Here is a 24,025-nt window from a genome sequence, read left to right as displayed (position 1 = left end):
GGGGTTGCACGGCCGTGCGCAGGGGCGCACATCTGAGAGCACGAGCCCCTGAACTGCGGTACATGACTCCGGCATATGACAACCGACGGGAACATCGCCGATGGTGGGTCCGGCCCTGGGCGTCGCGGCGGCCGGTGGGCCACCGCGACGCGGCGCACGGCCCGACCGGTCAGGCGAGCTGCGCGAGGCCCTCGGTGGCGATCCGCTCGAAGACCTTGTCGTCCATGTCGAAGTCCGAGTCCGGCACCGGCCAGTGGACGACGAGTTCGGTGAATCCGAGCTCGAAGTGCGTCCCCGCGAAGTCCACGAACGCGTCGAAGGAGCGCAGCGGGCGGCCGGGGGTGAAGCCGGTGAGAAGGATCTTGTCGAGTTCCGAGACGTCCCTGCCGACCGCCTCACCGGCTGCGCCGAGCCGGGAGATCTGCCCGCGGACGGCTGCCACCGACTGTTCCGGCGTCCCGGTCCCGTACAGCTTCGGGTCGCCCGTGGTCACCCACGCCTGACCGTACCGAGCGGCGAGCGCCAGCCCGCGGGGACCGGTGGCGGCGATCGCGAACGGGAGCCGGGGGCGCTGCACGCAGCCGGGGATGTTCCGGGCCTCGTCGGCCGCGTAGAACCGTCCTTCGTACGTCACGGACGGTTCGCTGAGCAGCCGGTCGAGCAGCGGGACGAACTCGTCGAAGTGGTCGGCGCGCTCCCGGGGGGTCCACGGCTCCTCGCCGCTCCTGCGCAGCGTCGTGGCGTCGAAGCCGTTCCCTCCCGCGCCGATGCCGAGCGTGATCCGCCCGTCGGAGACGTCGTCGAGGGTGATGAGGTCCTTGGCGAGCGTCACGGGGTGCCTGAAGTTCGGCGAGGTGACGAGGGTGCCCAGGCGCAGCCGTTCGGTGGCGGCGGCGGCGGCCGTCAGTGTCGGGACCGCGCCGAACCAGGGCCCGTCACGGAAGGTCCGCCAGGCCAGGTGGTCGTAGGTGTACGCCGCGTGGAAACCCAGCTCCTCGGCGCGGACCCACAGGGCCCGGCCACCGTCGTGCCAGCGGCGGATGGGCAGGATCACGGTGCTCAGGCGGCGGGGGGACGTCATGACCAAGACTCTACGGCGACGGCTCCGCCACGCCGGCGAGGGTGGGCGCGTGGGGATACGGCCCTGCTGAGGGCCCGAGCGGTTGCCGGGGGGCGCGGCCGGGGCGACGCTGGTGAGGAACGCGGCCGGTTCGTCTGCCCGCGCGTGTGCACGGCGCCGGGCGCGGTTCGCCGGAAGGAATGGTCCCCATGAGGATGCTGCTGACCGCGCGGATGGACACCGAGGCCGCGAACCGGGCCGTGTCCGAAGGCACCATGGTGAAGCTCATCGAGGAGATCGTCGGGAGTCTGAGGCCTGAGGCGGCGTACTTCGGCCCCACGGAGGGCCGACGCACCTGCTTGATCGTCTTCGACATGCAGGAGTCCGCACAGATGCCGCCGCTGCTCGAACCCCTCTTCCAGGCCGGCTGCAAGGTAGCCCTGCAGCCCGTGATGAACCTGGAGGACCTGCGTACGGGCCTGGGCGGCACGGAACGCTGACCCGGGCAGGCGTCTAACCCGGCAGCCGGAGGAAGTCCGGCGGCACGGTATCGGTGAGCCACACGCCGTTGGCCGTGACATGGAAGAGGTGTCCCGCGCGATGCATGGCGCCCGCGTCGACCGACAGGACGACGGGGGCACCGCGGCGGGCGCCGACACGGGTCGCCGTCTCGCGATCGGGCGACAGGTGTACGTGGTGCCGGGCCATGGGCCGCAGCCCTTCGGTACGGATCGTGGCGAGGGCCCGGGCCACCGTCCCGTGGTAGAGGTACGCGGGCGGCTCGGACGGCGACAGGCCGAGGTCGACCGTGACGGAGTGGCCCTGGTTCGCACGGATGCGGTCGTCGGCCACGGCGAAGCGCTGCTTGTCGTTGGCTGCGACGACGTGGTCGAGTTCCGACCGGGAGACGGCGAAACCGTTCCGGGCGCAGGCCCGCAACAGTTCGTCGATGGGCACCCAGCCGTGGGCGTCGAGGCTGATTCCGATGCGGTCCGGCTGGTGCCGCAGGTGTCTCGAAAGGTACTTGGACACCTTCACGGTGCGCTGCGCGTCCATCACGTCAGAGTGCCCGCGGAGTGATTGGCGGCGCACCTGGTTTTTGTCAGAAGTTCTCCGTACTCATCACACCGCACAGGTTTGTTCCACAGCCAACTCGGGTTATCCACAAGCCATTTGGTGTTTCTGTGGACAAGTGCCAAATGAATGGCACCTTTTGGGTAACAAGTCATAGTTGAGGGTGATATGTGTGTTTGATTCGTAACGTCCGAGTTCTGTATGCATATTTGCTGACCAGCGCGTTCTGCCCGGAGCCACCCCGTGAACTCCTCGCGATGGAGCGTCAGGCGACACTCCGAGCGGTCAAATGGCCCGGGTTCGGCCGCCGGTGCGGGCAGCCGCTCCCGGGCACAGCGAAGCCGGCTGCCCGCAGCGAGCGTTGTGGACCCGGCGCGGCGAACTCCGGCGCCACGTCAGAGCGGTGGTTTCAGCCGGGCGATCCCACGCAGCACCCGCGGACTGATCCGTGACAGCAGCCGGGAGCCGCGGGCCTCCGCGTTCACGGGGACCACCGCGCGGTTGTGCACGACGGCACGCAGGATCGCGTCAGCCACCTTCTCCGGTGGGTAGTTACGGAGCGCGTACAGGCGGCCCGTGCGCTGCCGGAGGCGCGTCTGCTCCGCCTCGTCGGTCCCGGCGAAGCGTGCCGTCGATGTGATCCCGGTGGTGACGACGCCCGGGCATATCGCGGTGACACCGATCGACTTCTCGGCCAGCTCCGCCCGCAGACACTCGCTGAGCATCAGGACGGCTGCCTTCGACGTGCTGTACGCGGGCAGTGCGCGTGACGGCTGATAGGCGGCAGCCGAGGCGACGTTGACGATGTGGCCGCCCTGGTTCCGGTCGGCCATCTGTCTGCCGAAGACCCGGCAGCCGTGGATGACCCCCCAGAGGTTGACGTCGAGGACGTTCCGCCAGTCCTCGCTCGTCGTCTCCAGGAAGGAACCGGCCAGCCCGACACCGGCGTTGTTCACCAGTACGTCGACCACGCCGTACTCCGAGGCGACCCTGTCCGCGAGCTTCTCCATCGCCTGCTCGTCGCCGACATCGGCTGCCTCGCTCCATGCGGCGGCGGCACCGATCAGCCGTGCCGAGTCCGCGGTACGGGCCGCGCCCTCGGCGTCGAGGTCCACCGCCACGACCCGGGCGCCGGCACGGGCGAAGGCGAGCGTGGTGGCCCGGCCGATGCCGGAGGCGGCGCCCGTCACCAGCACCAGCCGGCCCCCGAAGCTGTCCGCGTGGTCACCCGTGGCAGCGGTGTCCTGCACGGGCGGGCCGCCCCGACCGGTCTCCTCCTCGCACGCGGAGACGAACTCACCGATCCAGGCGGACAACTGGTCCGGCCTGGTACGCGGCACCCAGTGCCTGGCCGGCAGGCTGCGTCGCACCAATCGCGGAACCCAGGTGTCCAGATCCTCGTAGAGCGTCTCCGAGAGGAAGACGTCGCCGGTCGGTGTGATGAGCTGGACCGGTACATGGGCGGACGCGTCGGCGCGCGGCCTGCGCAGGCGGGCCCGGACGTTGTCCCGGTAGAGCCAGGCCCCGTGGGCCGCGTCCCGCGGAAGTGAGGACGTCGGATACCCGTCCGAGGGCACCTTCTCCATCCGCTGGAGTATCCGGGGCCACTGTCTGCCGAGCGGTCCGCGCCAGGCCAGCTCGGGCAGCACCGGTGTGTGCAGGGCGTACACGTACCAGGACTTGGCGCCCTGGCCGAGCAGCTGACCCACCCGGCGCGGACTCGGGTGGGACATCCGCTGCTTGATCCAGTGACCGAAGTGGTCCAGCGACGGGCCGGACATCGAGGTGAACGAGGCGATCCGGCCCTTGGTCCGCTCGACCGTGGCGAACTCCCAGGACTGGACGGAACCCCAGTCGTGTCCCACCACATGGACCGGCCGGCCGGGGCTCACCGCGTCCGCGACGGCCAGGAAGTCATCGGTCAGCTTCTCCAGCGTGAAGCCGCCGCGCAGCGGCCTGGGGGCCGTCGACCGGCCGTGTCCCCGCACGTCGTACAGCACGACGTGCCACCGCTCCGCCAGCCGGTGGGCGACCTCCGACCAGACCTCCTTGCTGTCCGGATACCCGTGCACCAGCACGACCGTCGGCTGCGTACGGTCGCCCAACTCGGCGACGCACAGCTCGATCCCGCCCGTACGCACCCAGCGCTCACGCGCGCCTCGCAGACCCACGGTTCCCCCTCGTCCGGTGTCGGCATGGCGGTACGTGTCCGTCACGTGACACCGTCGAATGTGGCAACGCCCGGCGGCCGCGTCAAGGGATGCCCCGAACCTGTGGACAACGCCACGTGGGCACCGGCGCGAGTGCGGGTGGGGCACCGGCCCGGACACCCTGTCGACAGAGGCCGGGGGCACCTGGGAGCCTGTATGGGCAACGGCATGTGACCGGCTTCGCCGGTTTCGGATCATCCCCCGTGGGGTCCCCCTACGGGTCCGTACTCCTGGAGTCGGACGTGTATACAGCCGTCTGGTCTGACGACTCCCGTGGCGTGCGCCACTACCGTCTAGGACGTGACTGTGATCGCGACCGAAAGCCTGAGCAAGCGGTTCCCCCGGGTGACCGCGCTTGACCGGCTCTCCTTGGACATCGGACCGGGCGTAACCGGCCTGGTGGGTTCCAACGGGGCCGGCAAGTCCACATTGATCAAGATCCTGCTGGGTCTGTCCCCCGCCACCGAGGGCCGGGCCGCGGTGCTCGGACTGGACGTCGCCACCGAGGGCGCCGCGATCCGGGAGCGCGTCGGGTACATGCCCGAGCACGACTGCCTTCCGCCCGATGTCTCGGCGACCGAATTCGTCGTCCACATGGCGCGGATGTCCGGACTGCCGCCGACGGCCGCTCGTGAGCGCACCGCCGACACGCTGCGCCACGTCGGTCTGTACGAGGAGCGCTACCGCCCCATCGGGGGCTACTCGACCGGTATGAAACAACGGGTGAAGCTGGCCCAGGCACTCGTCCACGACCCGCAGCTGGTCCTCCTCGACGAGCCGACCAACGGCCTGGACCCGGTCGGCCGCGACGAGATGCTGGGCCTGATCCGCCGTGTCCACACCGACTTCGGCATCTCGGTGCTCGTCACCTCGCACCTCCTGGGCGAGCTGGAGCGCACCTGTGACCACGTCGTCGTCATCGACGGCGGCTCGCTGCTGCGGTCCAGCTCCACCAGCGACTTCACCCAGATCACCACGACCCTGGCGGTCGAGGTCACCGACAGCGACGAACACCCCGACGGCACGGACGCCCTGCGCAGGTCCCTCACCGGGGCCGGGGTCAAGCTCGTCGGACTCGACGGCCTGGACGCCGGGGGTCTGCCCGGCGCCGGCCACATCCTCCTGGTGGAGGCGACGGGCGAGGAAACGTACGACGTGGTCCGCGACAGTGTCGCCGGGCTCGGACTCGGTCTCATCCGGATGGAACAGCGACGCCACCACATCGCCGAGGTCTTCCGCACCGAAGAGGCACCACAGGCGGCGGTGGCCGCGGCCGTCGGCGCCGGAGAGCAGAAGGGGAGCGGTCGCGATGAGCACTGAGACCGGGACCGTCACCGGGAGCGACACCTCCCGGATCCACAACATCGGGTACCGCTCCTACGACGGTGCGCGTCTGGGCCGGGCCTACGCCCGGCGCTCGCTCTTCTCGCAGTCGCTGCGCGGCTCGTTCGGACTCGGCCGTTCCGCCAAGTCCAAGGTGCTGCCGATGCTGCTGTGCGGGGTGATGTGCATGGTTGCACTGATCCTCGTCGCGGTGGCCATGGCTACGCCGAACATGACGAAACTGCCCATCAAGTACACGGCGTTCGCGATCTACCTGCAGGCCGTGATCGGACTCTTCATCGCCTCCCAGGCACCGCAGTCCGTGTCCAGGGACCTGCGCTTCAAGAGCGTGCCGCTGTACTTCTCACGGCCGATCGAACGCCTCGACTACGTGGTCGCCAAGTTCGCGGCCATGGCATCGGCCCTGCTCATCCTCACCGGCCTGCCGCTCGTCATCCTCTACGTGGGCGCGCTGCTCGCGGAGTTCGACCTCGGCGACCAGACCAAGGGCTTCGCACAGGGGATGGTCTCGGTGGCGCTGCTGTCCGTGCTGTTCGCCGGCCTCGGCCTGGTGGTCGCCGCGCTGACCCCACGCCGCGGCTTCGGTGTCGCCGCGGTGATCGCCGTGCTGACCATCACCTACGGTGCGGTCTCCACGGTCCAGGCGATCGCCTGGGAGACGGGCTCCACCGGTGCCATCACCTGGCTGGGACTGTTCTCGCCCATCACCCTGATCGACGGGGTGCAGACGGCGTTCCTCGGCGCCTCCTCCGCCTTCCCCGGCGGTGAGGGCCCCGGAGCCGCCGCGGGCGTCGCCTATCTGATCGTTGTACTCGCGCTCGTCGCCGGCTCGTACGCCGTTCTGATGCGCCGCTACCGGAGGGTCGGGCTGTGACCACCATCGAGATCGACCACACCTCGCGCTGGTTCGGCAACGTGGTCGCCGTCAACGACGTGAGCATGACCGTGGGACCGGGTGTCACGGGGCTGCTGGGCCCCAACGGCGCCGGCAAGTCCACGCTGATCAACATGATGGCGGGCTTCCTCGCCCCCTCGACGGGCAAGGTCACCCTCGACGGGACGCAGATCTGGCGCAACGAGACGGTCTACAAGTCGATCGGGATCGTGCCGGAGAGGGAAGGGATGTACGACTTCCTGACCGGCCGGGAGTTCGTCGTCGCCAACGCGGAACTGCACGGACTGGGAGACGCCGCCGCTCACAAGGCGCTGGCCACGGTCGAGATGGAGTACGCGCAGGACCGCAAGATCTCCACGTACAGCAAGGGCATGCGCCAGCGCGTGAAGATGGCCTCCGCGCTGGTCCACGAACCCTCCGTGCTGCTCCTGGACGAGCCGTTCAACGGTATGGACCCCCGCCAGCGGATGCAGCTGATGGAGCTGCTTCGCCGGATGGGCGCGGAGGGCCGCACGGTCCTGTTCTCCTCCCACATCCTGGAGGAGGTCGAGCAGCTCGCCTCGCACATCGAGGTGATCGTGGCGGGACGGCATGCCGCTTCCGGCGACTTCCGGAAGATCCGCCGTCTCATGACGGACCGGCCGCACCGCTATCTCGTACGGTCCAGCGACGACCGGGCCCTCGCCGCCGCCCTCATCGCCGATCCGTCGACCGCGGGGATCGAGGTCGATCTGACCGAACGGGCCCTGCGCGTCCAGGCCGTCGACTTCGGGCGCTTCACCACGCTGCTGCCGAAGGTGGCACGCGAACACGGCATCCGGCTGCTGACCGTCTCGCCGTCCGACGAGTCCCTCGAATCGGTCTTTTCCTATCTCGTAGCGGCCTGAGTAGTGGCCTGAAAGGAGCTGTGAAGCGTCATGTACGACCCCACAGTCGCCCGGCTCACCTACCGGGCCCTGCTCGGCCGGCGCCGGGCCGCCATCCTGTTCGTCCTGCCTGTGCTGCTGGTGGTCATCGCCGTGGCGGTACGGGCGTTCGCCGGGGCCGACGACCAGGTCGCCTCCGGCGTGCTCGGCGGTTTCGCCATCGCCACGATGGTGCCGCTGATCGGCGTCATCGCGGGGACGGGTGCCATCGGTCCGGAGATCGACGACGGTTCGATCGTCTACCTGCTGGCAAAGCCGGTGAAGCGGCCGACGATCATCTTCACCAAGCTGATCGTCGCCATCGGCGTGACGATGCTCTTCTCCGCGCTGCCGACGTTCGTCGCCGGTCTGATCCTCAACGGCAACGGCGGGCAGATCGCCGTGGCCTACACGATCGCGGCGCTGGTCGCCTCGATCGCGTACAGCGCGCTGTTCCTGCTGCTCGGCACGGTCAGCCGGCACGCGGTGGTGTTCGGCCTCGTCTACGCCCTGGTGTGGGAGGCGCTCTTCGGCAGCCTGGTGCCGGGAGCCAGGACCCTCAGTGTGCAGCAGTGGTCCCTGTCGGTGGCGGAGAAGGTCGCCGGGGACGGCCTGGTCACCTCGGACGTCGGTCTGCCCCTCGCCACGATCCTGCTGGCCGGTGTCACGGTCGTCGCGACCTGGTACGCGGGTCAGAAGCTGCGGGCGCTGAAGCTCGCGGGCGAGGAGTGACACCCGCTCCGGTCTTCTGAGGGCCTCGGCTCCGTGCAACCCCCGTCCGGTGGACGGGGGTTGTTCTGTATGCGGACAGTGAAACGCGTACCTGTACGTTTATCGGCTCGTTGTCCGGGGAGCGTGGAGGCAACTGGAATCCGTGGCGTCGAGCTTCGTGAAATCGGGGATAGCCGGCACCGGTGAGGCAGCGCCCGCCGTGTCGGTCGTAGAGCAAGTGGCAACCGTGAGCGTCCTCCACCCTCGTTGCCCGGGGGAAGGGCCGTCCATCGCCGTATCCACGTGTGAAAGGCATGCCCATGCCCACGGACGTCGCCCTGCTCGAATCGCATGCCCTACGGGCGGAGCGGATGGGGCGCGTCGACGTCCTCGGCAAGGTCAAGAGCCTTGTCATGCTCCCTGACGGAGTTACCGTTCGCACAGAGGACGTGGCGCGCTACCTCGAAGTATCCACAGAGGTCGTCAAGAAGGTCGCACAGCACCATCGACTCGAGGTGGAGGAGAACGGCCCGAGGCTGCTCCGAGGCTCTGAACTGCGCATCTTCCGTAGGGACATCCTGTCCCTACGGAGCGCCGGTGAGGGGGAGGTTATCCACAGGCGGCCACGCGGCTCACCCTCCACACCCGCAGGACCGTGCTCAACATCGCCATGCTTCTTCGCGACAGCGACATCGCCCGCTGTGTCCGGAGCTATGTGCTGGACGCCGGGGAGGACCTCCGGGAGTCCGTCGCCTCGCTCGACCGGAGGGTCACCCGTGTCGAGGGCTGCCTCGTCGGTGTCGGCAACGCGCTCCAGGAGCTCGGTCCCGTGCTGAGCAGGATGTCGCACCGGCTCGACGTCCTCGACCGGAAGCTGGACGTCACTCATCAGGTCGTCGGGGCCATCAGCCTCCGGCTCACCGATGTCTCGCAGGACATAGTCCGGCTCGACGCGCGCACGGACGACGGCGCCAGGCAGCTCAAGGACCTGAGCCGCCGCAAGCCCGGCTGACATCAGCACCGGAGGGACGACCGTCAGGGGTGCCGTGGAAAAGGAGTGGCCCCCTGACGGAGCCCTCGGGCACAGTGAGGGAAGAAGGCGCACATGACCACGGCGCCCACGGAACCTGGGAGGGGAGCGCGGCGATGACCGGGAGTACGAGTCCGTCGAGTTCCCGTCAGGGGAGTCCGCAGCCGGTACCGCAGTAGCCTCATCAGCCACCGCGGGCCGTGAGCGGCAGGGACCCCCGGGTGGCCCGTGCGCATCGCGCGGGCCGCCTCTCGGAGGATTGGCCGAGTGGTAAGGCAGCGGCTTGCTAAGCCGTCGTCGGGGCGTGAACCCCGCGCGCGTTCGATCCGCGCATCCTCCGCACCAGGTCCAGGGCACCAGTCAGGCACCAGGACCGGACACCAGCCCCGGGGCGGCCGGCCCTGCTAGCGGGTGGCCGTCCGGAGCAGCTCCTCCAGAACCACCGCGATGCCGTCGTGTTCGTTCGACGCGGTGATCTCGTGCGCCACGGCCTTCAGGTCGTCGTGCGCATTGGCCATGGCCACACCGTGCTGTGCCCAGCCGAACATCGGGATGTCGTTGGGCATGTCGCCGAAGGCCAGGGTGTCCGCTGCCTTCAGCCCCAATCGGCGGGCGGCCAGCGAGAGACCGGTTGCCTTGCTCAGTCCCAGGGGCAGGATCTCGACGACACCGGGGCCCGCCATGACGATGTCCACCAGGCTGCCGACCGCCTGTCGCGCGGTCTTCGCCAGGGCGTCGTCTCCGAGCTCCGGGTGCTGGATGTAGACCTTGTTCAGCGGAGCGGTCCACATCTCCGCGGGGTCGTCGACGAAGACGGCGGGCAGCGGCCCCTCCTGTACCCGGTAACCGGGTCCGACGAGCACCTCGCCCTCGAGGCCGTCACGGCTCGCGGCCAGCGCGAGCGGGCCGACCTCCGCCTCGATCTTGGACAGTGCCAGCCCCGCGAGTTGCCGGTCCAGGGTCAGCGAGGTCAGCAGTCTGTGCTCACCCGCGTGGTAGACCTGCGCCCCCTGCCCGCACACGGCGAGGCCGTCGTAGCCCAGGTCGTCCAGGATGTGCCGGGTCCAGGGAACCGCCCGCCCGGTGACGATGATGTGTGCCGCGCCGGCCGCGGTGACCGCGGCCAGCGCCTCACGCGTGCGCTCGGAGACCGTGTCGTCGCCACGCAGCAGCGTGCCGTCGAGGTCGGTCGCGACGAGCTTGTAGGGGAAGGCCCCGGAGAGACTCACTTGGAGACCGGCTCCAGGACCTCGCGCCCGCCCAGGTACGGACGGAGCACCTCGGGCACCCGCACGGAACCGTCGGCCAGCTGGTGGTTCTCCAGAATGGCCACGATCGTGCGCGGTACGGCGCAGAGCGTGCCGTTGAGCGTGGCGAGCGGCTGGACCTTCTTCCCGTCACGCATGCGCACGGAGAGCCGGCGTGCCTGGAAGCCGTCGCAGTTCGACGCGGACGTCAGCTCGCGGTACTTGCCCTGGGTCGGGATCCACGCCTCGCAGTCGAACTTCCGGGAGGCCGAGGCCCCCAGGTCGCCGGTCGCGACGTCGATCACCTGGAACGGCAGCTCAAGACCGGTGAGCCACTGCTTCTCCCAGTCCAGGAGCCTGCGGTGCTCGGCCTCGGCGTCGGCCGGGTCGACGTACGAGAACATCTCGACCTTGTCGAACTGGTGGACGCGGAAGATGCCCCGGGTGTCCTTGCCGTACGTACCGGCCTCGCGTCGGAAGCACGGCGAGAAGCCCGCGTACCGCAGCGGCAGCTTGTCGGCGTCGAGGATCTCGTCCATGTGGTAGGCGGCGAGCGGGACCTCGGAGGTGCCGACCAGGTAGTAGTCGTCCTTCTCCAGGTGGTACACGTTCTCCGCGGCCTGGCCGAGGAAGCCCGTTCCCTCCATGGCGCGCGGGCGGACCAGCGCCGGGGTCAGCATCGGGACGAAGCCGGCCTCGGTGGCCTGCGCGATCGCCGCGTTCACCAGGGCGAGCTCCAGGAGCGCGCCGACACCCGTCAGGTAGTAGAAGCGCGATCCGGAGACCTTCGCGCCGCGTTCCATGTCGATGGCGCCGAGCGCCTCGCCGAGCTCCAGGTGGTCCTTGGGCTCGAAGCCCTCCGCACCGAAGTCACGGATCGTGCCGTGCGTCTCGAGGACGACGAAGTCCTCCTCGCCGCCGACCGGCACGTCCTCGTGGACGATGTTGCCGAGCTGGAGCAGCAGCCGCTTGGCCTCGGCGTCGGCCTCGTCCTGTGCGGAGTCGGCCGCCTTGACCTCGGCCTTCAGTCGGTCGGCCTTCTTGAGGAGCTCGGCGCGCTCCTCGGGGGTGGCCTTGGGGATCAGCTTGCCGAGCGACTTCTGCTCGGAGCGGAGTTCGTCGAAGCGGACGCCGGACGACCTGCGCAGCTCGTCGGCGGAGAGCAGGGCGTCGACGAGCGCGACGTCCTCTCCACGGGCGCGCTGGGAGGCGCGAACACGGTCGGGGTCCTCACGGAGCAGGCGAAGGTCAATCACCCCTCAAGGCTACCGGTGCGGGGATCCACCACTCGAACCGATATCGACGAACCCGGCGCTTTGCCCGAATTGCCGGAATCCGTAATCGTGGCGGGGAATCACGTGCCGACGAGGGGTGGGGGTGCCGATAAAGAGGGGTCATTGCCCTGAAAAGGGGTGCAAGCGCCCCGGGCATGCTTGACGCATCGCCGGTGCCCCGGGCGGTAGTTGGGGTGTGGGCGGATGTCTTGTCCACAGGGATCGCGCGGCGATTTAGTTATCCACAGGCTGTGAAGAAGATCTGTGGATGCCGGAAGCGATCGTTCCGAAAGCCGCACGACGACTCGTGGATTCACCACTCAAACCCGATCCGTGCACTCATTCGAGTGGGTATTTCCCTCATTGGTGAGTGGATCAATGGAATTGATCTGACGTGGGCATGACGGGAGAACTTCGGTGGATCCGTGGGTGCGGGGGAGACTTGTCGACCATGTGCATTGCGGTGTCGACTTGTCCCCAGGTTGAAGCGTGGCCTGTGGATAACTCTGTGGGGTAAGAGATCTCAGCAGGCCTCAGCGGGCAGGACCGGCAGGAATAACGCCGACCGTGGCGCCACGGCGCCACGCCACGCGCGCCGCACCCTGGGCACTCGCCAGGCTTCTCCCCAGAAAGCCAGACCCAGGAGGCCAGACCCAGGAAGGTCAGACCCGGCCGTCCTGGCTTCGTGCCAGCCAGTCCGACGCTTCGGTGAAGTCCTTGTCCGACGTACCGGTACGCAGGGCGCGCACCTCTTCCGGAGTCACTCCCGCCCGCGGGTACGAACCCAGGAACCGCACCTTCGGGCAGATCCGCTTCAGCCCCATCAGCGCCTCCCCGACCCGGCGGTCCGCGATGTGGCCCTCCGCGTCCACGGAGAAGCAGTAGTTGCCGATGCCCTCCCCGGTGGGCCGCGACTGGATCAGCATCAGGTTCACCCCGCGCACGGCGAATTCCTGCAGCAGTTCGAGCAACGCGCCCGGGTGGTCCTCGCCGAGCCAGATGACGACGGACGTCTTGTCCGCACCCGTCGGTGCCGAGGGCCGGGCCGGGCGGCCCACCAGCACGAAGCGCGTCTGTGCGTTCTCCGCGTCGTGGATCTCCGTCACCAGGGGTTCCAGCCCGTAGGTCGCCGCGGCGAACTCACCGGCGAAGGCGGCGTCGTAGCGTCCCTCCTGGACCAGACGGGCCCCGTCCGCGTTCGACGCGGCGGACTCCCACACCGCGTTCGGCAGGTGGGCCGCCATCCAGTTGCGCACCTGCGGCTGGGCGGCCGGGTGCGCGGTGACGGTCTTGATGTCCGACAGCTTCGTCCCCGGGCGCACCAGCAGCGCGAAGGTGATGGAGAGCAGCACCTCGCGGTAGATCATCAGCGGTGCGCCGGAGGTCAGCTCGTCGAGCGTCGCGGTGATCCCGCCCTCGACGGAGTTCTCGATGGGGACGAGCGCCGCCGCCGCCTCCCCGTTGCGTACCGCGTCCAGAGCGGCCGGCACCGAGAGCATCGGCGCGAGCTCGCGGGTGGCGGCTTCCGGAAGAGTACGGAGGGCCACCTCGGTGAAGGTGCCTTCGGGGCCGAGATAGGCGTAGCGCGTGGCTGACATACGGTCACCCTAGTAGGCCGAAGGAGGGGACCGTGCGGACTCAGGCCTCCAGGAGCCGCTGTCCCACGTACTCCCCGGGTGCGGTACCTCCCGGAACGGCGAAAAGGCCGCTCGCCTCGTGCCGGATGAAGGGTGAGAGCGCGTCCCCCCGGTCCAGCTTGCGCTGAACCGGAACGAAGCCCTTGAACGGGTCGGCCTGCCAGCAGACGAAGAGCAGCCCCGCGTCCGGGGTGCCGTCGTCCGAGATGCCGTCGTGGTACGAGTACGGCCGTCGCAGCATCGCTGCGCCCCCGTTCTTCTCCGGGGAGGAGATCCGGGCGTGGGCGTTGTCGGGGATAAGCAGCTTGCCGTCCGTACCCGCCTTCTCCAGATCCATCTCGGTGGTCTCGGAGCCGCCGCTCAGCGGCGCCCCGTCCGCCTTGTGCCGCCCGATGACCCGCTCCTGCCGGTCCACCGGGAGCTTCTCCCAGTCGTCGAGGAGCATCCTGATCCGGCGTACGACGGCGTACGAGCCGCCGGCCAGCCACTCGTACGCCGATGATCCGCCCGCCGGGACGAAGATCCGCTCGTCGAAGTCGCTCTCGCCCGGCTTCGGGTTGCCGGTGCCGTCGATCTGGCCCATCAGATTGCGTGCCGTCATCGGCCGTGCCGTGGCGCCCGGGGTGCGGTTGAAGCCGTTCATCTGCCAGCGCACCCGTGCCGCGGCTCCGGCCTCCTTCTGGACGGCGCGCAGGGCATGGAAGGCGACGAGCGCGTCGTCGGCCCCGATCTGCACCCAGAGATCGCCGTCGGACCGCCGGGCGTCGAGGTGGTCGGAGGAGAACGCGGGCAGTGGGTCGAGCCCGGCGGGCCGATGGGCGGCCAGGCCGGTGCGCGCGAAGAAGGTACGCCCGAACCCGAAGGTGACGGTCAGGGAGGACGGCCCTGCGTCCAGCGCCACTCCGGTGTCGTCCCCGGCGGGCTCGCCGGCCATCAGCCGTTCCGCGACGGCCGACCAGCGGCGCATCAGGGCGGCGGCTTCCTTCCGCCCCGCGCCGGCTGTCAGGTCGAAGGCGACCAGGTGACCGCGGGCCTGAAGCGGAGTGGTGATCCCCGGTTGATGTTTCCCGTGAAACATCGCCTCGGTCGAGCCGATCGTGGTGAGCCCGGCCGGCTCGTCGCCACGGGTCGCGGCGTAACCGCCCGCGCCGCCTGCCGCGCCCAGCACCAGGCCGGCCGCTCCCACACCACCGATCAGCCGCCGCCGGGAGACGCCGGACTCACGGCTGCCACCGCGGCCGGCCTCGGCGACCCCGGCCCCGGCCTCGGCGACCCCGGCCCCGGTGGCCCCGACCTCGTCCTCGGCCGTCCCGGTCACTCTCCGGGCGTCCGCTGCCGTCGTCTTCCTGCTCAACCTGTTCAACCTGCTCAGCCGATCTTCACGTTCTTGTCGACGGTCGTCTGGTCGATGTCCGACGTACGCACGGTCACCTCGACCTTCCAGTCGCCCGCCATCGGGATCTGTACGCCACTCGCGGTCCAGTGCCCCGCCGTGAGGCGGTCGGGGACGACGGGCAGCGGGCCGATGTCCTTGGACTCCAGGGTGAAGGCGACCTTCACCTCGGGAACGTCCAGAGGGCCGGCCGGCCCGTCGATCCAGACATGCAGTTCGTTGGAGCCGGTGCCGCCGGGCGAGACGTCCAGCCGCACGGTCCCCTTGCCGTTCTGGCCGCCGGTGTCGAACGGAAGGCTCAGATTCACCGGCCCCGCGGTGTCCGGCACGGTCGCCGCGGTGGTGCTGCGGGCGGCCTCCTCCTCGGTACGGCCCGGCTCGGTGGACGTCAGGATCGTCGTCACCGCGAGCAGCACCACGGCGATGCCCGTCTCGACCAGCACGGAGCGTCGCAGTCCTGAACGGTCCGGATCGGCGTCGCGGGCGCGCTTCTCCTTCGTCGCCGTCAGGGCGGCGTTCTGCCGTGCGAGCTGGGCGGCCCGCTCAGGCGCCACGTCCCCGGCACCGCTGCCGGTCCCCTCCGCCGCCCCGTCGCCGTGCTCGCCATCGACAGCGGGCGTACCCCCGACCGCTTCCTCACCGGCTTCCCCGCCGGCCTCACCCCCGGCATTCCGTACCCCGTCGGCCAGCCGCCCCGTCCACCGCCGCGAGATCCACGCGACGCCGATCAGCACGGCGACCAGGGCAATCTTGATGAGGAGCAGCACCCCGTACCGCGTGCCGGTCAGCGCGGACCACGAGCCGACCTGGCGCCACGACTGGTAGAGCCCGGTCGCGGCGAGTACGAGCACGCTGCCGAACGCCAGGCGTGAGAACCGTCGTACCGCGCCGCTCGTGATGTCGGGCGTGCGGTACAGGGCGACCAGCAGCGCGGCGAGCCCCCCCAGCCAGGCGGCGACGGCGAGCAGGTGCAGGACGTCGACCGGCATGGCGATTCCCGGCTGGATGCCGGTCGAGGCGTGCTCGGCCAGGGCCCAGGTGCCGGCGATGCCCGCGGCGATGACCGCTCCACCGATGGCGAGGCCGAAGGTGAGGTCCTGCTTCTCCTTCTCGTCCTCCCGCTTGGCGTACGCCCCGAAGAGGACGGCGACGAAGAGGGCGGAGGCGCCGAGGAGGAGGAGCCGGGAGACGAGTGCCGCCCCCGGCTTGGTGTCGAGGACGGCCTGCAGGCCGCCGAGGTCGAAGGCGTCGGCGATCTTGCCGGAGCCGGTGTACGGGTTCCGCAGGAGCAGCATGGCCAGGGTCGCCACGGTGAGTGTGACCCAGCCGCGTACGACGAGTCGCTGCAGCGGCCGGGCACCCGCCCCGTCCCGCCAGCAGGCGAGCACGAAGGCCGACCCGCCCGCGAGCAGGATGAATCCGGCGTACGCGGCGTAGCGTGCGATGCCGTAGAGCGTTCCGACGAGCCCTCCGCCCACCTCGGTGGAGGGCAGCGTGACCGTGGTTTCCGAAGGGGCGCCGACGGAGAAGGTGAAGGCCCCGGCGACCGGGTGGCTGTCCACGGAGACGGCCTGCCAGGCGACGGTGTACGTGCCGTCGGGCAGGCCGCCGTGGAGCGTGATGCCGTACCGCACGGCGCCGCCGCTCGTCAGGTCACGGGGTGCTCCGGTGTCGGCCCGTTTCCCGCTCGGGTCGAGTACCCGGATCGAGCCTTCGCCCATGGCGATCTGCTCGGAGAATGTGAGGGTGACCTCCTTGGGTGCGGTGGCGACCACCGCCCCGTCCTGCGGGTCGCTCCCGGTGAGGGCGGCGTGCGCGGACGCGGGGCTCGCGCCGGCCAGCACCAGGCCGAACAGCAGGCTGATCAGCGTGGCGAGGAGCGCGACCGCGGCGAGCGGCCGACGTATGGGGGAGGGCCCGGAGTGCGGGACGGTGGCTGTCATGGGGCGTCAGTACCTCACTGCTTCTTCGGGTTGTAGGTGGTCTCCCTGACGGGCACGTCGACCGTGATGGGGTCCGCCTTCTCGAAGTGCAGTTCCACGGAGACCGTCTCCCCCTGCTTGGGCCGCTTCTTGAGGTCCATGAACATGATGTGGTTGCCCCCGCGTTCGAGGTCGAGCTCACCCCCGGCGGGCACCTCGAACGACGAGACCATCCGCATGGCCTGGTTCTTCGTCTCGTGGATGGTGACGTGGTCCGAGAGGGCGCTGCTCACCGAGGTGAGCCGGTCGGTGCCGCCGCTGTTCTTCACGACGAGGAAGCCGGCCGCCATGTCGCCCACGGGCTGCGGCATGAACGCGCCGGTCACCTCCAGCTCCGGCCGGCTGTCCGAGGAACACCCCGTCAGAGCCAGCCCGGTGGTGAGGGCCAGCGTGCCGACGAGGACCGTGCGGCGGTTCACGGGTTCTCCCCCTCGATGATCTTGGGGAGGTCCTTGGTGTAGTCCTCGGCCGTGGTGTCCTCGCTGTACAGCACGTATCCCTTGTCGGTCTTCGGGGAGAACGCGATGACCTGGGCGCCGTGCATCGAGACGACCGTGCCGTCCTTCTCCTTCTTCGGCGCGTCGATGCCGATGCCGATCTGCCGGGCACCCGCCTGGATGGCCGGGAAGTCGCCGGTGAGCCCGGTGAATTCCGGGTCCTGGGCCTTGAGCCAGCTGCCCAGGGACGCCGGGGTGTCCCGTTCGGGATCGGTCGTGACGAAGACGACCTGGAGCTTGTCCTGGTCGGCCTTCGGCAGGGCCCGCTTGGCGAGCGCGATGTTGCTCATGGTCAGCGGACACACGTCGGGGCAGTTGGTGTAGCCGAAGTAGATGAGTGTCGGCTTGCCCTTGGTCTTCTCACGGAGGTCGTACGTCTTGCCGTGCGTGTCGGTGAGCACGAGGTCGGGCTTGGTGAACGGCTGGTCGAGCACGGTCGCGGGCTTCGACCGGGGCTCCACGGACACGTCGGCGACCGACGTGTCCGTGGAGGTGTCGCTGCCGCAGGCCGACAGGGTCAGCGCGGCCACGGCGGCGAACGCCGCGGCCAGCACCGTCTTCTTGTTGCGCATGGAGAGCTGATTCCTGGTCTGTGGTGCGGGTGGTGGAGCCGTGGGGTCAGGCGTTGCGGCGACGGCCGGCGAGGACGCCGAAGGCGACGCCCGCGATGCCGACGACGATGCCGACGATGCCCAGGACACGGGCGGTGCTGTCACTGTTGCTCGACGAGGCCACGGTCTCCGAGGACGCCTCGGTGTCCTCGGCGTGGTCCGCCTCGCCGCTCTTGTCGTCCGCGGCCGCGCCGTGGGCGTCGGCCGTCGCCGCGGTCAGTTTGAGGACCGGAGCGGGGCTCTCGGGCTCTTCGCCGCCCTCGACGGGCTCCTCGATCCAGCGGACGACTTCCTTGTTGCTGTACGTCTGGAGGGCCTTGAAGACCAGCTGGTCGGCATCCTCGGGGAGCTGCCCGACCGAGAGCGGGAACTGCTGAAAGTAGCCGGGCTCGATACCGCTGCCCGCGGCGGTCCAGGTGACCTTGGAAACGGCCTCGTTGATCTTCTTTCCGTGTACGTCGAGCGGCTTGGCGAGCTTGCTCCGGGTGACCTCGATCTTCCAGCCGGGGACCGCCTGCGGGCTGACGGAGGCAAGCGGGTGGCCGGTCGGGAAGCTGACCTCGAGCTTGGTGGTCGAGGCGTCGTCGCGCTCGTTGGGAACCTTGAAGTTGATGGTGGCGTAGCCGCCCTTGGCGGCCTCGCCCTGCGGCTGCACGCTGACATGTGCGGCGGCGGGACCGGCGAGCAGCAGGACGGTGGACGCGGCGACGCCGCCCGCGAGGGCGATACGAGAAACGTTCATGGCAGGGGTCACTCCACAGGGAACGAGAAGGAAGGTGGTCCGGCGCACGGGTGCGCGACGGCATCGCGACCACCTCTCGTCACCGGATCCGGCGGAGGGGTCGCGTCAGGCTGCGCGTACGTACACGGGCGGCGGCCCGCGCCTGATCACCATGTGCTGCAGGGGATCCCCGCCGGTGGGCACCGGAGCGTCCACGGCGATACGGAGGGGCCGGGGCCCGGTCGTGGGCTGCCCGGGAAGGCCCGCGCGCAGTGCGCGTACGAGGGCCATGGAGGCCCGCAGCGCCCGCAGCCGCGCCACCGCCACCAGCCGGCGGCCGCCGTACGCCGACAGCCCGGCCAGCCGGAAGAGCGCGATCTCGCCGCGGCGCAGCAGCCAGCCGGTGGCGAGTGCGGCGAGGAGGTGCCCGAGGAACATGGGCAGGCTGGGCAGGAGGGCGGCCAGGGCGACGGGATCGACCGGGCCGGCGCCGTCCCGGGCGGCTGCCGCTCCGGACGCGGGATGGGTGTGCCCGCCTGCCACGGTCGCGGGGTCGATGCCCGCGGTGGTGACGATGCGGTGGGCCTCACCGGCGCTCAGCTGCGCCGGACCCGCGCCGCACACCAGTCCGGCGGCGAACCGGATCAGTGAGTCGTCCCCGGACGGGATCGCGGGCCCCGGTGTGTGACGCCCCAGCCCGAACAGGGCGTGCAGGACGATCTGTCCGGCTGCCAGGGCGGCGGTGATGGAGAGGAGGGTCCGTTCGCGCCCGGCGAGCACGACGGCCACGGCGAAGACTCCGAGGAAGCCGACGAGGACGGTCCATCCGGGCACGGCCGCACCCGCGGCGAACGCATGTCCTGCCGCGGCCAGCACGACGCAGACCGCGGTGAACACCGCGGTCCTCAGAAGCCGCAGACCGGCTCCGGCGCGTGCGACAGGCATAGACATGGCCGGGTCATCATCGCACTGTGCCCCCGGCCCCCGTACGGCAGGTCCGGAAGGTCGCAATCCGTCCCCATCGAAGGCGATCGGGGGGTGTTGCACCTGTTCAGGGCTGCTCCACACCCCTGTGTCGACCGGACATACACCGGTATACGGAACATTCGCATCCGCCGAATGAGCGCTCTCACAGCGAATTCGTGCTTACTAACCGCGTAGGGCGGCAATACGTAACCGTATGTCGAGCCGCAGCCAGGAGGCTGGAGCATGAGCATGTGGTGGTCACTCCATTTGCGGCGCGAAGCTGCGAGCGTTCCGCTCGCCCGTCGTTTTCTGCTCGGCACCATGGAGACCGCGGGAGTCGATCCCGACATCTCCTACGACCTCTCGGTCGCGCTCAGCGAAGCCTGTGCGAACGCCGTCGAACACGGCGGGGCCCCAGGGGACGCGGAGGCTGCCGGTGAGGTCACCGGCCCCGGTCGTGCCGAGTACCCGCAGTCCGCACGCGACTGCGGCCAGTACCGGGTCACCGCCTATCTGGACGGCGAGAAATGCCGCATCGAGGTCGCCGATTCGGGGCCCGGTTTCCCCACCCGGCGCACGCTTCGCACCGCCGCACACCCATCTGTCACATCCAAGCCGGAACCGCAGCAGTCCACCGGGCGTCACGCGGTTCGCCCGTCCACGCAGAGGGCGGGCGGCCCGTCGGGACATCCACCGGCGCTGGCGGAGAGCGGCCGGGGCCTCGGCCTGATCGAGGAACTCGCCGATCATGTGCACTTCGGCAACCGCCCGGGTCGCGGCGCGGTGGTCAGCTTCGACAAGGTCCTGAAATGGCGGGAGGGCGCGCTGCTCATGGTGTCCTGAGCAGCGCACCCTCCGGCGCACGGGGCGCGGCCGTTCACATCGGCCGCGTCGGCGTCCTCAGCCCTTGAGCCCGGCCATCCACGCCTCGACGTCGTCGGCCCGGCGCGGCAGCGTGTCGGAGAGGTTCCGGTTGCCGTCCTCGGTGACCAGGATGTCGTCCTCGATCCGCACGCCGATGCCCCGGTACTCCTCGGGCACGGTCAGGTCGTCGGCCTGGAAGTACAGTCCGGGCTCCACGGTGAGGCAGACCCCCGGCTCCAGGGTGCCGTTGACGTACGACTCGGTGCGGGCCGCGGCACAGTCGTGGACGTCCATGCCGAGCATGTGGCCGGTGCCGTGCAGGGTCCAGCGGCGCTGCAGTCCCAGCTCCAGGACCTTCTCCACGGACAGGTCGCCCAGCAGGCCCCACTCGACGAGCTTCTCGGCGAGGACGCGCTGCGCGGCGTCGTGGAAGTCGCGGAAGGCGGCGCCGGGCTTCACGGCGGCGATGCCCGCCTCCTGGGCCTCGTACACCGCGTCGTAGATCTTCCGCTGCAGCGGGGTGAACGATCCGTTGATCGGCAGTGTCCGGGTCACGTCGGCGGTGTAGAGCTCGTCGGTCTCGACACCGGCGTCCAGCAGCAGGAGCTCGCCGGCGCGGACCGCGCCGTCGTTGCGGACCCAGTGCAGCGTGGTGGCGTGCGCTCCGGCGGCGCAGATCGACCCGTAGCCGATGTCGTTGCCGTCGACCCGGGCGCGCAGGAAGAAGGTCCCCTCGATGTAGCGCTCGCTCGTGGCCTCGGCCTTGTCGAGGACCTTCACGACGTCCTCGAAGCCGCGGGCCGTGGCGTCGCAGGCCTTCTGCAGCTCGGCGACCTCGAAGGCGTCCTTGACCAGGCGGGCCTCGGAGAGGAAGACGCGAAGCTCCTCGTCGCGCTCCGCGGTGACCTTGTCGGCCAGGGCCGCCTCGATGCCCGCGTCGTGGCCCCGGACGTTGCGCACCGGACCGGTGGCTTCGGTGAGGGCGGCCGGGAGCTCACGGACGTCCTTCGCCGGGATGCCGAGCAGCTGCTCGGCCTCGGTGAGGGAGTTGCGGCGGCCGACCCAGAGCTCGCCCTGGCCGTCGAGCCAGAACTCGCCGTTCCCGCGGTCGGAGCGGGGCAGCAGGTAGACCGTCGCGTCGTGCCCGGCCTCGTCGCCGGAGCCGGTCGGTTCGAGGACCAGGACGCTGTCATGGGTGCGGTCGCCGGTGAGGTACGCGTACTCGGTGGAGGCGCGGAAGGCGTACTCGGTGTCGTTGGAACGGGTCTTCAGGTTGCCCGCCGGGACGACGAGCCGCTCACCGGGGAAGCGCGCGGAGAGCGCGGCACGGCGTGCGGCGGTGTATCCGGCCTGGGCGATCGGCTCCAGACCGCGCAGTTCGGTGTCGGCCCAGCCGGACTTCATGTTCTCGGCGAGCTCATCGGAAATGCCCGGGTACAGGCCGTTCTTCCGCTGCTTGATCGGCTCTGCTTCGGTGGCTTCCGGGGTCTCCGGGGTGAGCTCCTCAGACACGATTCGTCTCTCCTTATACGACACTGGACCCCATCCATCGTACGGGCGTACGGAAGGGGGCCCAGGGCCGGAAGACCTCTTACAGGTCCGGTGCGGCCGTCAGTCGAAACGCGCGGCCAGAACGACGACGTCCTCGGTGCTGTCGCTACCGGGCCCGTCGGGCAGGACCGTCCGCAGGACGTGGTCCGCCACGGCTCCGGGGTCGTCGCGCAGAGCCCTCGGCACACCGGCCGCCGCCGCGCGCAGCCGAGCGAACGCCCGGTCCGTGGAGTCGCCGGTGAGGCGCAGCAGCCCGTCCGTGTAGAGCAGCACGGTCTCGCCGGGATCAGGGGAGAACTCCACGCTCGGCGCCTCCCAGCAGGAGAGCATGCCCAGCGGGGCGGAGAGTGTCGTCTCCACGAACTCGGTGCGCCGGTCGCCGGTCACCAGCGGAGGGGTGTGTCCGGCCCCGGCGAGCAGGATCGTGCGGCGGTCGGGTTCGCAGTAGGCGTAGAGCGCGGTGGCCGCGCCGGCCGGTTCGGTCAGCCGCAGCAGTAGTTCGAGGTCGGAGAGTACGGCGACGGGGTCCTCGCCCTCCATCACCGCGTAGGCCCGCAGACCGGCGCGCAGCCGGCCCATGGCGGCGAGGGCGCGCGGGCCCGAACCGCCGACCGAGCCGACGGACAGGCCGAGGGCGTCGTCCGGGAGGGGCAGCGCGTCGTACCAGTCGCCGCCGCCCGCGGGCGTGGTCCGGTGGCGGACCGCCAGTCGCACTCCGGGGACCCGGGGCAGCCGGCTGGGGAGGAGTTCCTCGACGATGACGGCGGCGTCGGCCCTGGTGCGTTCCAGTTCCAGCAGCCGGGACAGGTGCTCGACGGCGTAGCGGGCGTACAGGCCGGCCAGATGGCACTGCCGTTCCAGTGGTGCGGCGGGCTCGTCGTAGAGCCAGACCGCCACGCCGAGCCGGCCGGCGGCCTCGGTGGCGAGGGGCAGTGCGTAACTGGCGGCGTATCCGAGGCCGGCGGCGACCTCGCGGCAGCGGGGGTCGAGCCCGGTGTCGCCGAGGATGTCGGGGCTGGCCAGCGGGCCGTCGGAATCCGGGAGGCCGTCGAGGAACCGGCCGTAGGAGGTGGCGCTGCGTGGCACGGTCTCGATGTGCCCGAGTTCCGCGTGGGCGAGCCCGAGGCCGATGGTCAGGGACGGGCCGCCGCCGTCGGCGGGTTCGAGTACGAGAAGTCCGCGGCGGGCACCGACCAGGGCGGCTCCGGCGCCCAGGAGCTCGTGCAGAGCGCTGTCCAGGGTGCTGGTTCCGGCCAGTCGCTCGGTGAGTTCGTGCAACGTGGTGAGGTCGGAGACCCAGCCCGCAAGCCGGTCCTGGAGGAACGCTCCCGGCGCCGGGGGCACGGCCTTCAGAGGTGAGGCAGTGTGCGTTGAAACGGGAACCATGGGATCGATTCCAGCCACTTTCGGCAGGTGTGGGGCGCTCACGGCTGCGGGCTTTCCAGCTGGTGCATCTCATTGAATAGCATCGCAAACCCCCATCTCGTTCTGCGCCGCTATCAGTGCATCCACGTGTACATGCACCCACATCTACACGCACAAGTAAGCTGATGTCCAGCATTGTCCTTACGGTATTTATGGTGTCCGCGAGTCTGTTGACTTGGCCAAAAAATGCACCCCCGTGCGGCTATTTGCGGTCGACTGGGCGTGCTCGACAGGGAGCGACCTCGGGGTGAAGTGCCGGAGGGAGCGTCATTCCGGGCATGCTGGGTACGTAATCGTGGATGGCCAGGGGCAGTTGCGATCGCCCCGGAACCCGACAGTGAGCCCGGGCGTCCTCACTCGTGACGGCCGCACCTCCACCCCGAGTGACGGGGTGTGCACCAGGGACGGCAAGCGCGTCGCGCATGCCGCCCGCGCGATGTTCTGACTGGACTCGGCTCAACTCGGTTCGGTTCGGCTCAACTCGGATCAGCTCCATCCTGTTCGATTCCATACTGCTCGGCTCACGCTCGGCACCGACTACTCGTCCGTACCGCAGACCCGATGAGCACGCACGCACAGCGAAGAGACACACACGTGGTGTGGCGAACACGTCCGTGATGTGGACCTC

20 protein-coding genes, 1 tRNA gene and 1 pseudogene are annotated in these 24,025 nt (G+C 69.9%); 8 read left to right on the top strand and 14 right to left on the bottom strand.

Going from position 1 to position 24,025, the window contains the following annotated elements; all coding sequences use genetic code 11:
* Positions 1–169: 169 nt before the first annotated feature.
* Positions 170–1,081 carry an LLM class flavin-dependent oxidoreductase gene (locus ACFWVP_RS13085; protein ID WP_384496136.1) on the bottom strand — a complete coding sequence of 304 codons (912 nt, stop codon included), beginning with the start codon at positions 1,079–1,081 and terminating at the stop codon, positions 170–172.
* Positions 1,082–1,269: 188 nt separating this feature from the next.
* On the opposite strand from ACFWVP_RS13085, the gene ACFWVP_RS13080 reads away from it, so the two are divergent.
* Positions 1,270–1,560 carry a hypothetical protein gene (locus tag ACFWVP_RS13080; protein ID WP_384496135.1) on the top strand — a complete coding sequence of 97 codons (291 nt, stop codon included), beginning with the start codon at positions 1,270–1,272 and terminating at the stop codon, positions 1,558–1,560.
* A 13-nt stretch (positions 1,561–1,573) separates the two neighbouring features.
* Here the strand turns inward: ACFWVP_RS13080 and ACFWVP_RS13075 are convergent, their stop codons facing one another.
* Positions 1,574–2,116, bottom strand: coding sequence for an RNA 2'-phosphotransferase (locus ACFWVP_RS13075; RefSeq protein WP_384496133.1), 543 nt, complete (start codon positions 2,114–2,116; stop codon positions 1,574–1,576).
* 413 nt (positions 2,117–2,529) lie between these two features.
* Positions 2,530–4,305, bottom strand: a complete 1,776-nt coding sequence (locus ACFWVP_RS13070) for an SDR family oxidoreductase (RefSeq protein ID WP_384496132.1) — start codon at positions 4,303–4,305, stop codon at positions 2,530–2,532.
* 384 nt (positions 4,306–4,689) lie between these two features.
* On the opposite strand from ACFWVP_RS13070, the gene ACFWVP_RS13065 reads away from it, so the two are divergent.
* The 6 genes and pseudogenes from ACFWVP_RS13065 to ACFWVP_RS13040 all read left to right on the top strand — a co-directional run bounded on the left by ACFWVP_RS13065 (position 4,690) and on the right by ACFWVP_RS13040 (position 9,569).
* Positions 4,690–5,664, top strand: a complete 975-nt coding sequence (locus ACFWVP_RS13065; protein WP_384496218.1) for an ABC transporter ATP-binding protein — start codon at positions 4,690–4,692, stop codon at positions 5,662–5,664.
* Positions 5,654–6,562 carry an ABC transporter permease gene (locus tag ACFWVP_RS13060; RefSeq protein WP_384496130.1) on the top strand — a complete coding sequence of 303 codons (909 nt, stop codon included), beginning with the start codon at positions 5,654–5,656 and terminating at the stop codon, positions 6,560–6,562. The genes ACFWVP_RS13065 and ACFWVP_RS13060 overlap by 11 nt, the downstream gene beginning before the upstream one ends.
* Complete coding sequence (locus ACFWVP_RS13055) at positions 6,559–7,470, top strand: ABC transporter ATP-binding protein (protein WP_384496129.1); 912 nt, start codon at positions 6,559–6,561, stop codon at positions 7,468–7,470. Before ACFWVP_RS13060 ends, ACFWVP_RS13055 begins: the two co-directional genes overlap by 4 nt.
* Before the next feature lie 30 nt (positions 7,471–7,500).
* Positions 7,501–8,220: an ABC transporter permease subunit gene (locus ACFWVP_RS13050; protein ID WP_384496127.1), complete on the top strand. Its 720-nt coding sequence runs from the start codon at positions 7,501–7,503 to the stop codon at positions 8,218–8,220.
* 299 nt (positions 8,221–8,519) lie between these two features.
* Positions 8,520–9,211, top strand: a pseudogene (locus ACFWVP_RS13045) (hypothetical protein).
* A 271-nt stretch (positions 9,212–9,482) separates the two neighbouring features.
* A tRNA-Ser gene (locus tag ACFWVP_RS13040) sits at positions 9,483–9,569 on the top strand.
* 64 nt (positions 9,570–9,633) lie between these two features.
* Here the strand turns inward: ACFWVP_RS13040 and ACFWVP_RS13035 are convergent.
* The 9 genes from ACFWVP_RS13035 to ACFWVP_RS12995 form a co-directional block, all read right to left on the bottom strand.
* Positions 9,634–10,458, bottom strand: coding sequence for an HAD family hydrolase (locus tag ACFWVP_RS13035; protein ID WP_384496125.1), 825 nt, complete (start codon positions 10,456–10,458; stop codon positions 9,634–9,636).
* The gene (serS, locus tag ACFWVP_RS13030; protein WP_384496124.1) at positions 10,455–11,732 is read right to left on the bottom strand and encodes a serine--tRNA ligase; all 1,278 of its coding nucleotides are present in this window, start codon (positions 11,730–11,732) and stop codon (positions 10,455–10,457) included. The genes ACFWVP_RS13035 and serS overlap by 4 nt, the downstream gene beginning before the upstream one ends.
* Positions 11,733–12,412: 680 nt before the next feature.
* Complete coding sequence (gene pheA / locus ACFWVP_RS13025) at positions 12,413–13,348, bottom strand: prephenate dehydratase (RefSeq protein ID WP_384496123.1); 936 nt, start codon at positions 13,346–13,348, stop codon at positions 12,413–12,415.
* A 40-nt stretch (positions 13,349–13,388) separates the two neighbouring features.
* Positions 13,389–14,585, bottom strand: a complete 1,197-nt coding sequence (efeB, locus tag ACFWVP_RS13020; protein WP_384496217.1) for an iron uptake transporter deferrochelatase/peroxidase subunit — start codon at positions 14,583–14,585, stop codon at positions 13,389–13,391.
* A 170-nt stretch (positions 14,586–14,755) separates the two neighbouring features.
* Complete coding sequence (locus tag ACFWVP_RS13015) at positions 14,756–16,723, bottom strand: copper resistance CopC/CopD family protein (protein WP_384496121.1); 1,968 nt, start codon at positions 16,721–16,723, stop codon at positions 14,756–14,758.
* A 14-nt stretch (positions 16,724–16,737) separates the two neighbouring features.
* Complete coding sequence (locus tag ACFWVP_RS13010; protein WP_384496119.1) at positions 16,738–17,181, bottom strand: copper chaperone PCu(A)C; 444 nt, start codon at positions 17,179–17,181, stop codon at positions 16,738–16,740.
* A complete protein-coding gene (locus ACFWVP_RS13005) occupies positions 17,178–17,831 on the bottom strand; it encodes an SCO family protein (protein ID WP_384496117.1) in 654 nt (217 codons plus the stop codon). The genes ACFWVP_RS13010 and ACFWVP_RS13005 overlap by 4 nt, the downstream gene beginning before the upstream one ends.
* 46 nt (positions 17,832–17,877) lie before the next feature.
* Positions 17,878–18,612, bottom strand: a complete 735-nt coding sequence (locus tag ACFWVP_RS13000) for a YcnI family protein (RefSeq protein ID WP_384496115.1) — start codon at positions 18,610–18,612, stop codon at positions 17,878–17,880.
* A 105-nt stretch (positions 18,613–18,717) separates the two neighbouring features.
* Positions 18,718–19,542 (bottom strand): hypothetical protein, encoded by an 825-nt coding sequence (locus ACFWVP_RS12995; RefSeq protein WP_384496113.1) that lies wholly within the window; start codon positions 19,540–19,542, stop codon positions 18,718–18,720.
* A gap of 258 nt (positions 19,543–19,800) precedes the next feature.
* On the opposite strand from ACFWVP_RS12995, the gene ACFWVP_RS12990 reads away from it, so the two are divergent.
* On the top strand, positions 19,801–20,400 hold the full coding sequence (locus tag ACFWVP_RS12990; protein ID WP_384496111.1) for an ATP-binding protein: 600 nt from the start codon (positions 19,801–19,803) through the stop codon (positions 20,398–20,400).
* A 57-nt stretch (positions 20,401–20,457) separates the two neighbouring features.
* On the opposite strand, the gene ACFWVP_RS12985 is transcribed toward ACFWVP_RS12990, so the two are convergent.
* On the bottom strand, positions 20,458–21,933 hold the full coding sequence (locus ACFWVP_RS12985; protein WP_384496109.1) for an aminopeptidase P family protein: 1,476 nt from the start codon (positions 21,931–21,933) through the stop codon (positions 20,458–20,460).
* Between the two features lie 99 nt (positions 21,934–22,032).
* Positions 22,033–23,358 carry a PP2C family protein-serine/threonine phosphatase gene (locus ACFWVP_RS12980; protein ID WP_384496108.1) on the bottom strand — a complete coding sequence of 442 codons (1,326 nt, stop codon included), beginning with the start codon at positions 23,356–23,358 and terminating at the stop codon, positions 22,033–22,035.
* Positions 23,359–24,025: the final 667 nt, after the last annotated feature.

The sequence above is a fragment of the Streptomyces sp. NPDC058637 genome (genome assembly GCF_042717325.1).
GTDB lineage: Bacteria > Actinomycetota > Actinomycetes > Streptomycetales > Streptomycetaceae > Streptomyces.
Note: the sequence above shows the minus strand (reverse complement) of the source record. Positions and strands in the feature narration are given on the sequence as shown.

Coding starts and splice junctions, on each gene's coding strand:
- ACFWVP_RS13085 (WP_384496136.1), bottom strand. CDS start 1,081: ATGACGTCCCCCCGCCGCCTGAGCACCGTGATCCTGCCCATCCGCCGC.
- ACFWVP_RS13080 (WP_384496135.1), top strand. CDS start 1,270: ATGAGGATGCTGCTGACCGCGCGGATGGACACCGAGGCCGCGAACCGG.
- ACFWVP_RS13075 (WP_384496133.1), bottom strand. CDS start 2,116: ATGGACGCGCAGCGCACCGTGAAGGTGTCCAAGTACCTTTCGAGACAC.
- ACFWVP_RS13060 (WP_384496130.1), top strand. CDS start 5,654: ATGAGCACTGAGACCGGGACCGTCACCGGGAGCGACACCTCCCGGATC.
- ACFWVP_RS13050 (WP_384496127.1), top strand. CDS start 7,501: ATGTACGACCCCACAGTCGCCCGGCTCACCTACCGGGCCCTGCTCGGC.
- pheA (WP_384496123.1), bottom strand. CDS start 13,348: ATGTCAGCCACGCGCTACGCCTATCTCGGCCCCGAAGGCACCTTCACC.
- ACFWVP_RS13015 (WP_384496121.1), bottom strand. CDS start 16,723: ATGACAGCCACCGTCCCGCACTCCGGGCCCTCCCCCATACGTCGGCCG.
- ACFWVP_RS13005 (WP_384496117.1), bottom strand. CDS start 17,831: ATGCGCAACAAGAAGACGGTGCTGGCCGCGGCGTTCGCCGCCGTGGCC.
- ACFWVP_RS13000 (WP_384496115.1), bottom strand. CDS start 18,612: ATGAACGTTTCTCGTATCGCCCTCGCGGGCGGCGTCGCCGCGTCCACC.
- ACFWVP_RS12995 (WP_384496113.1), bottom strand. CDS start 19,542: ATGTCTATGCCTGTCGCACGCGCCGGAGCCGGTCTGCGGCTTCTGAGG.
- ACFWVP_RS12990 (WP_384496111.1), top strand. CDS start 19,801: ATGAGCATGTGGTGGTCACTCCATTTGCGGCGCGAAGCTGCGAGCGTT.
- ACFWVP_RS12980 (WP_384496108.1), bottom strand. CDS start 23,358: ATGGTTCCCGTTTCAACGCACACTGCCTCACCTCTGAAGGCCGTGCCC.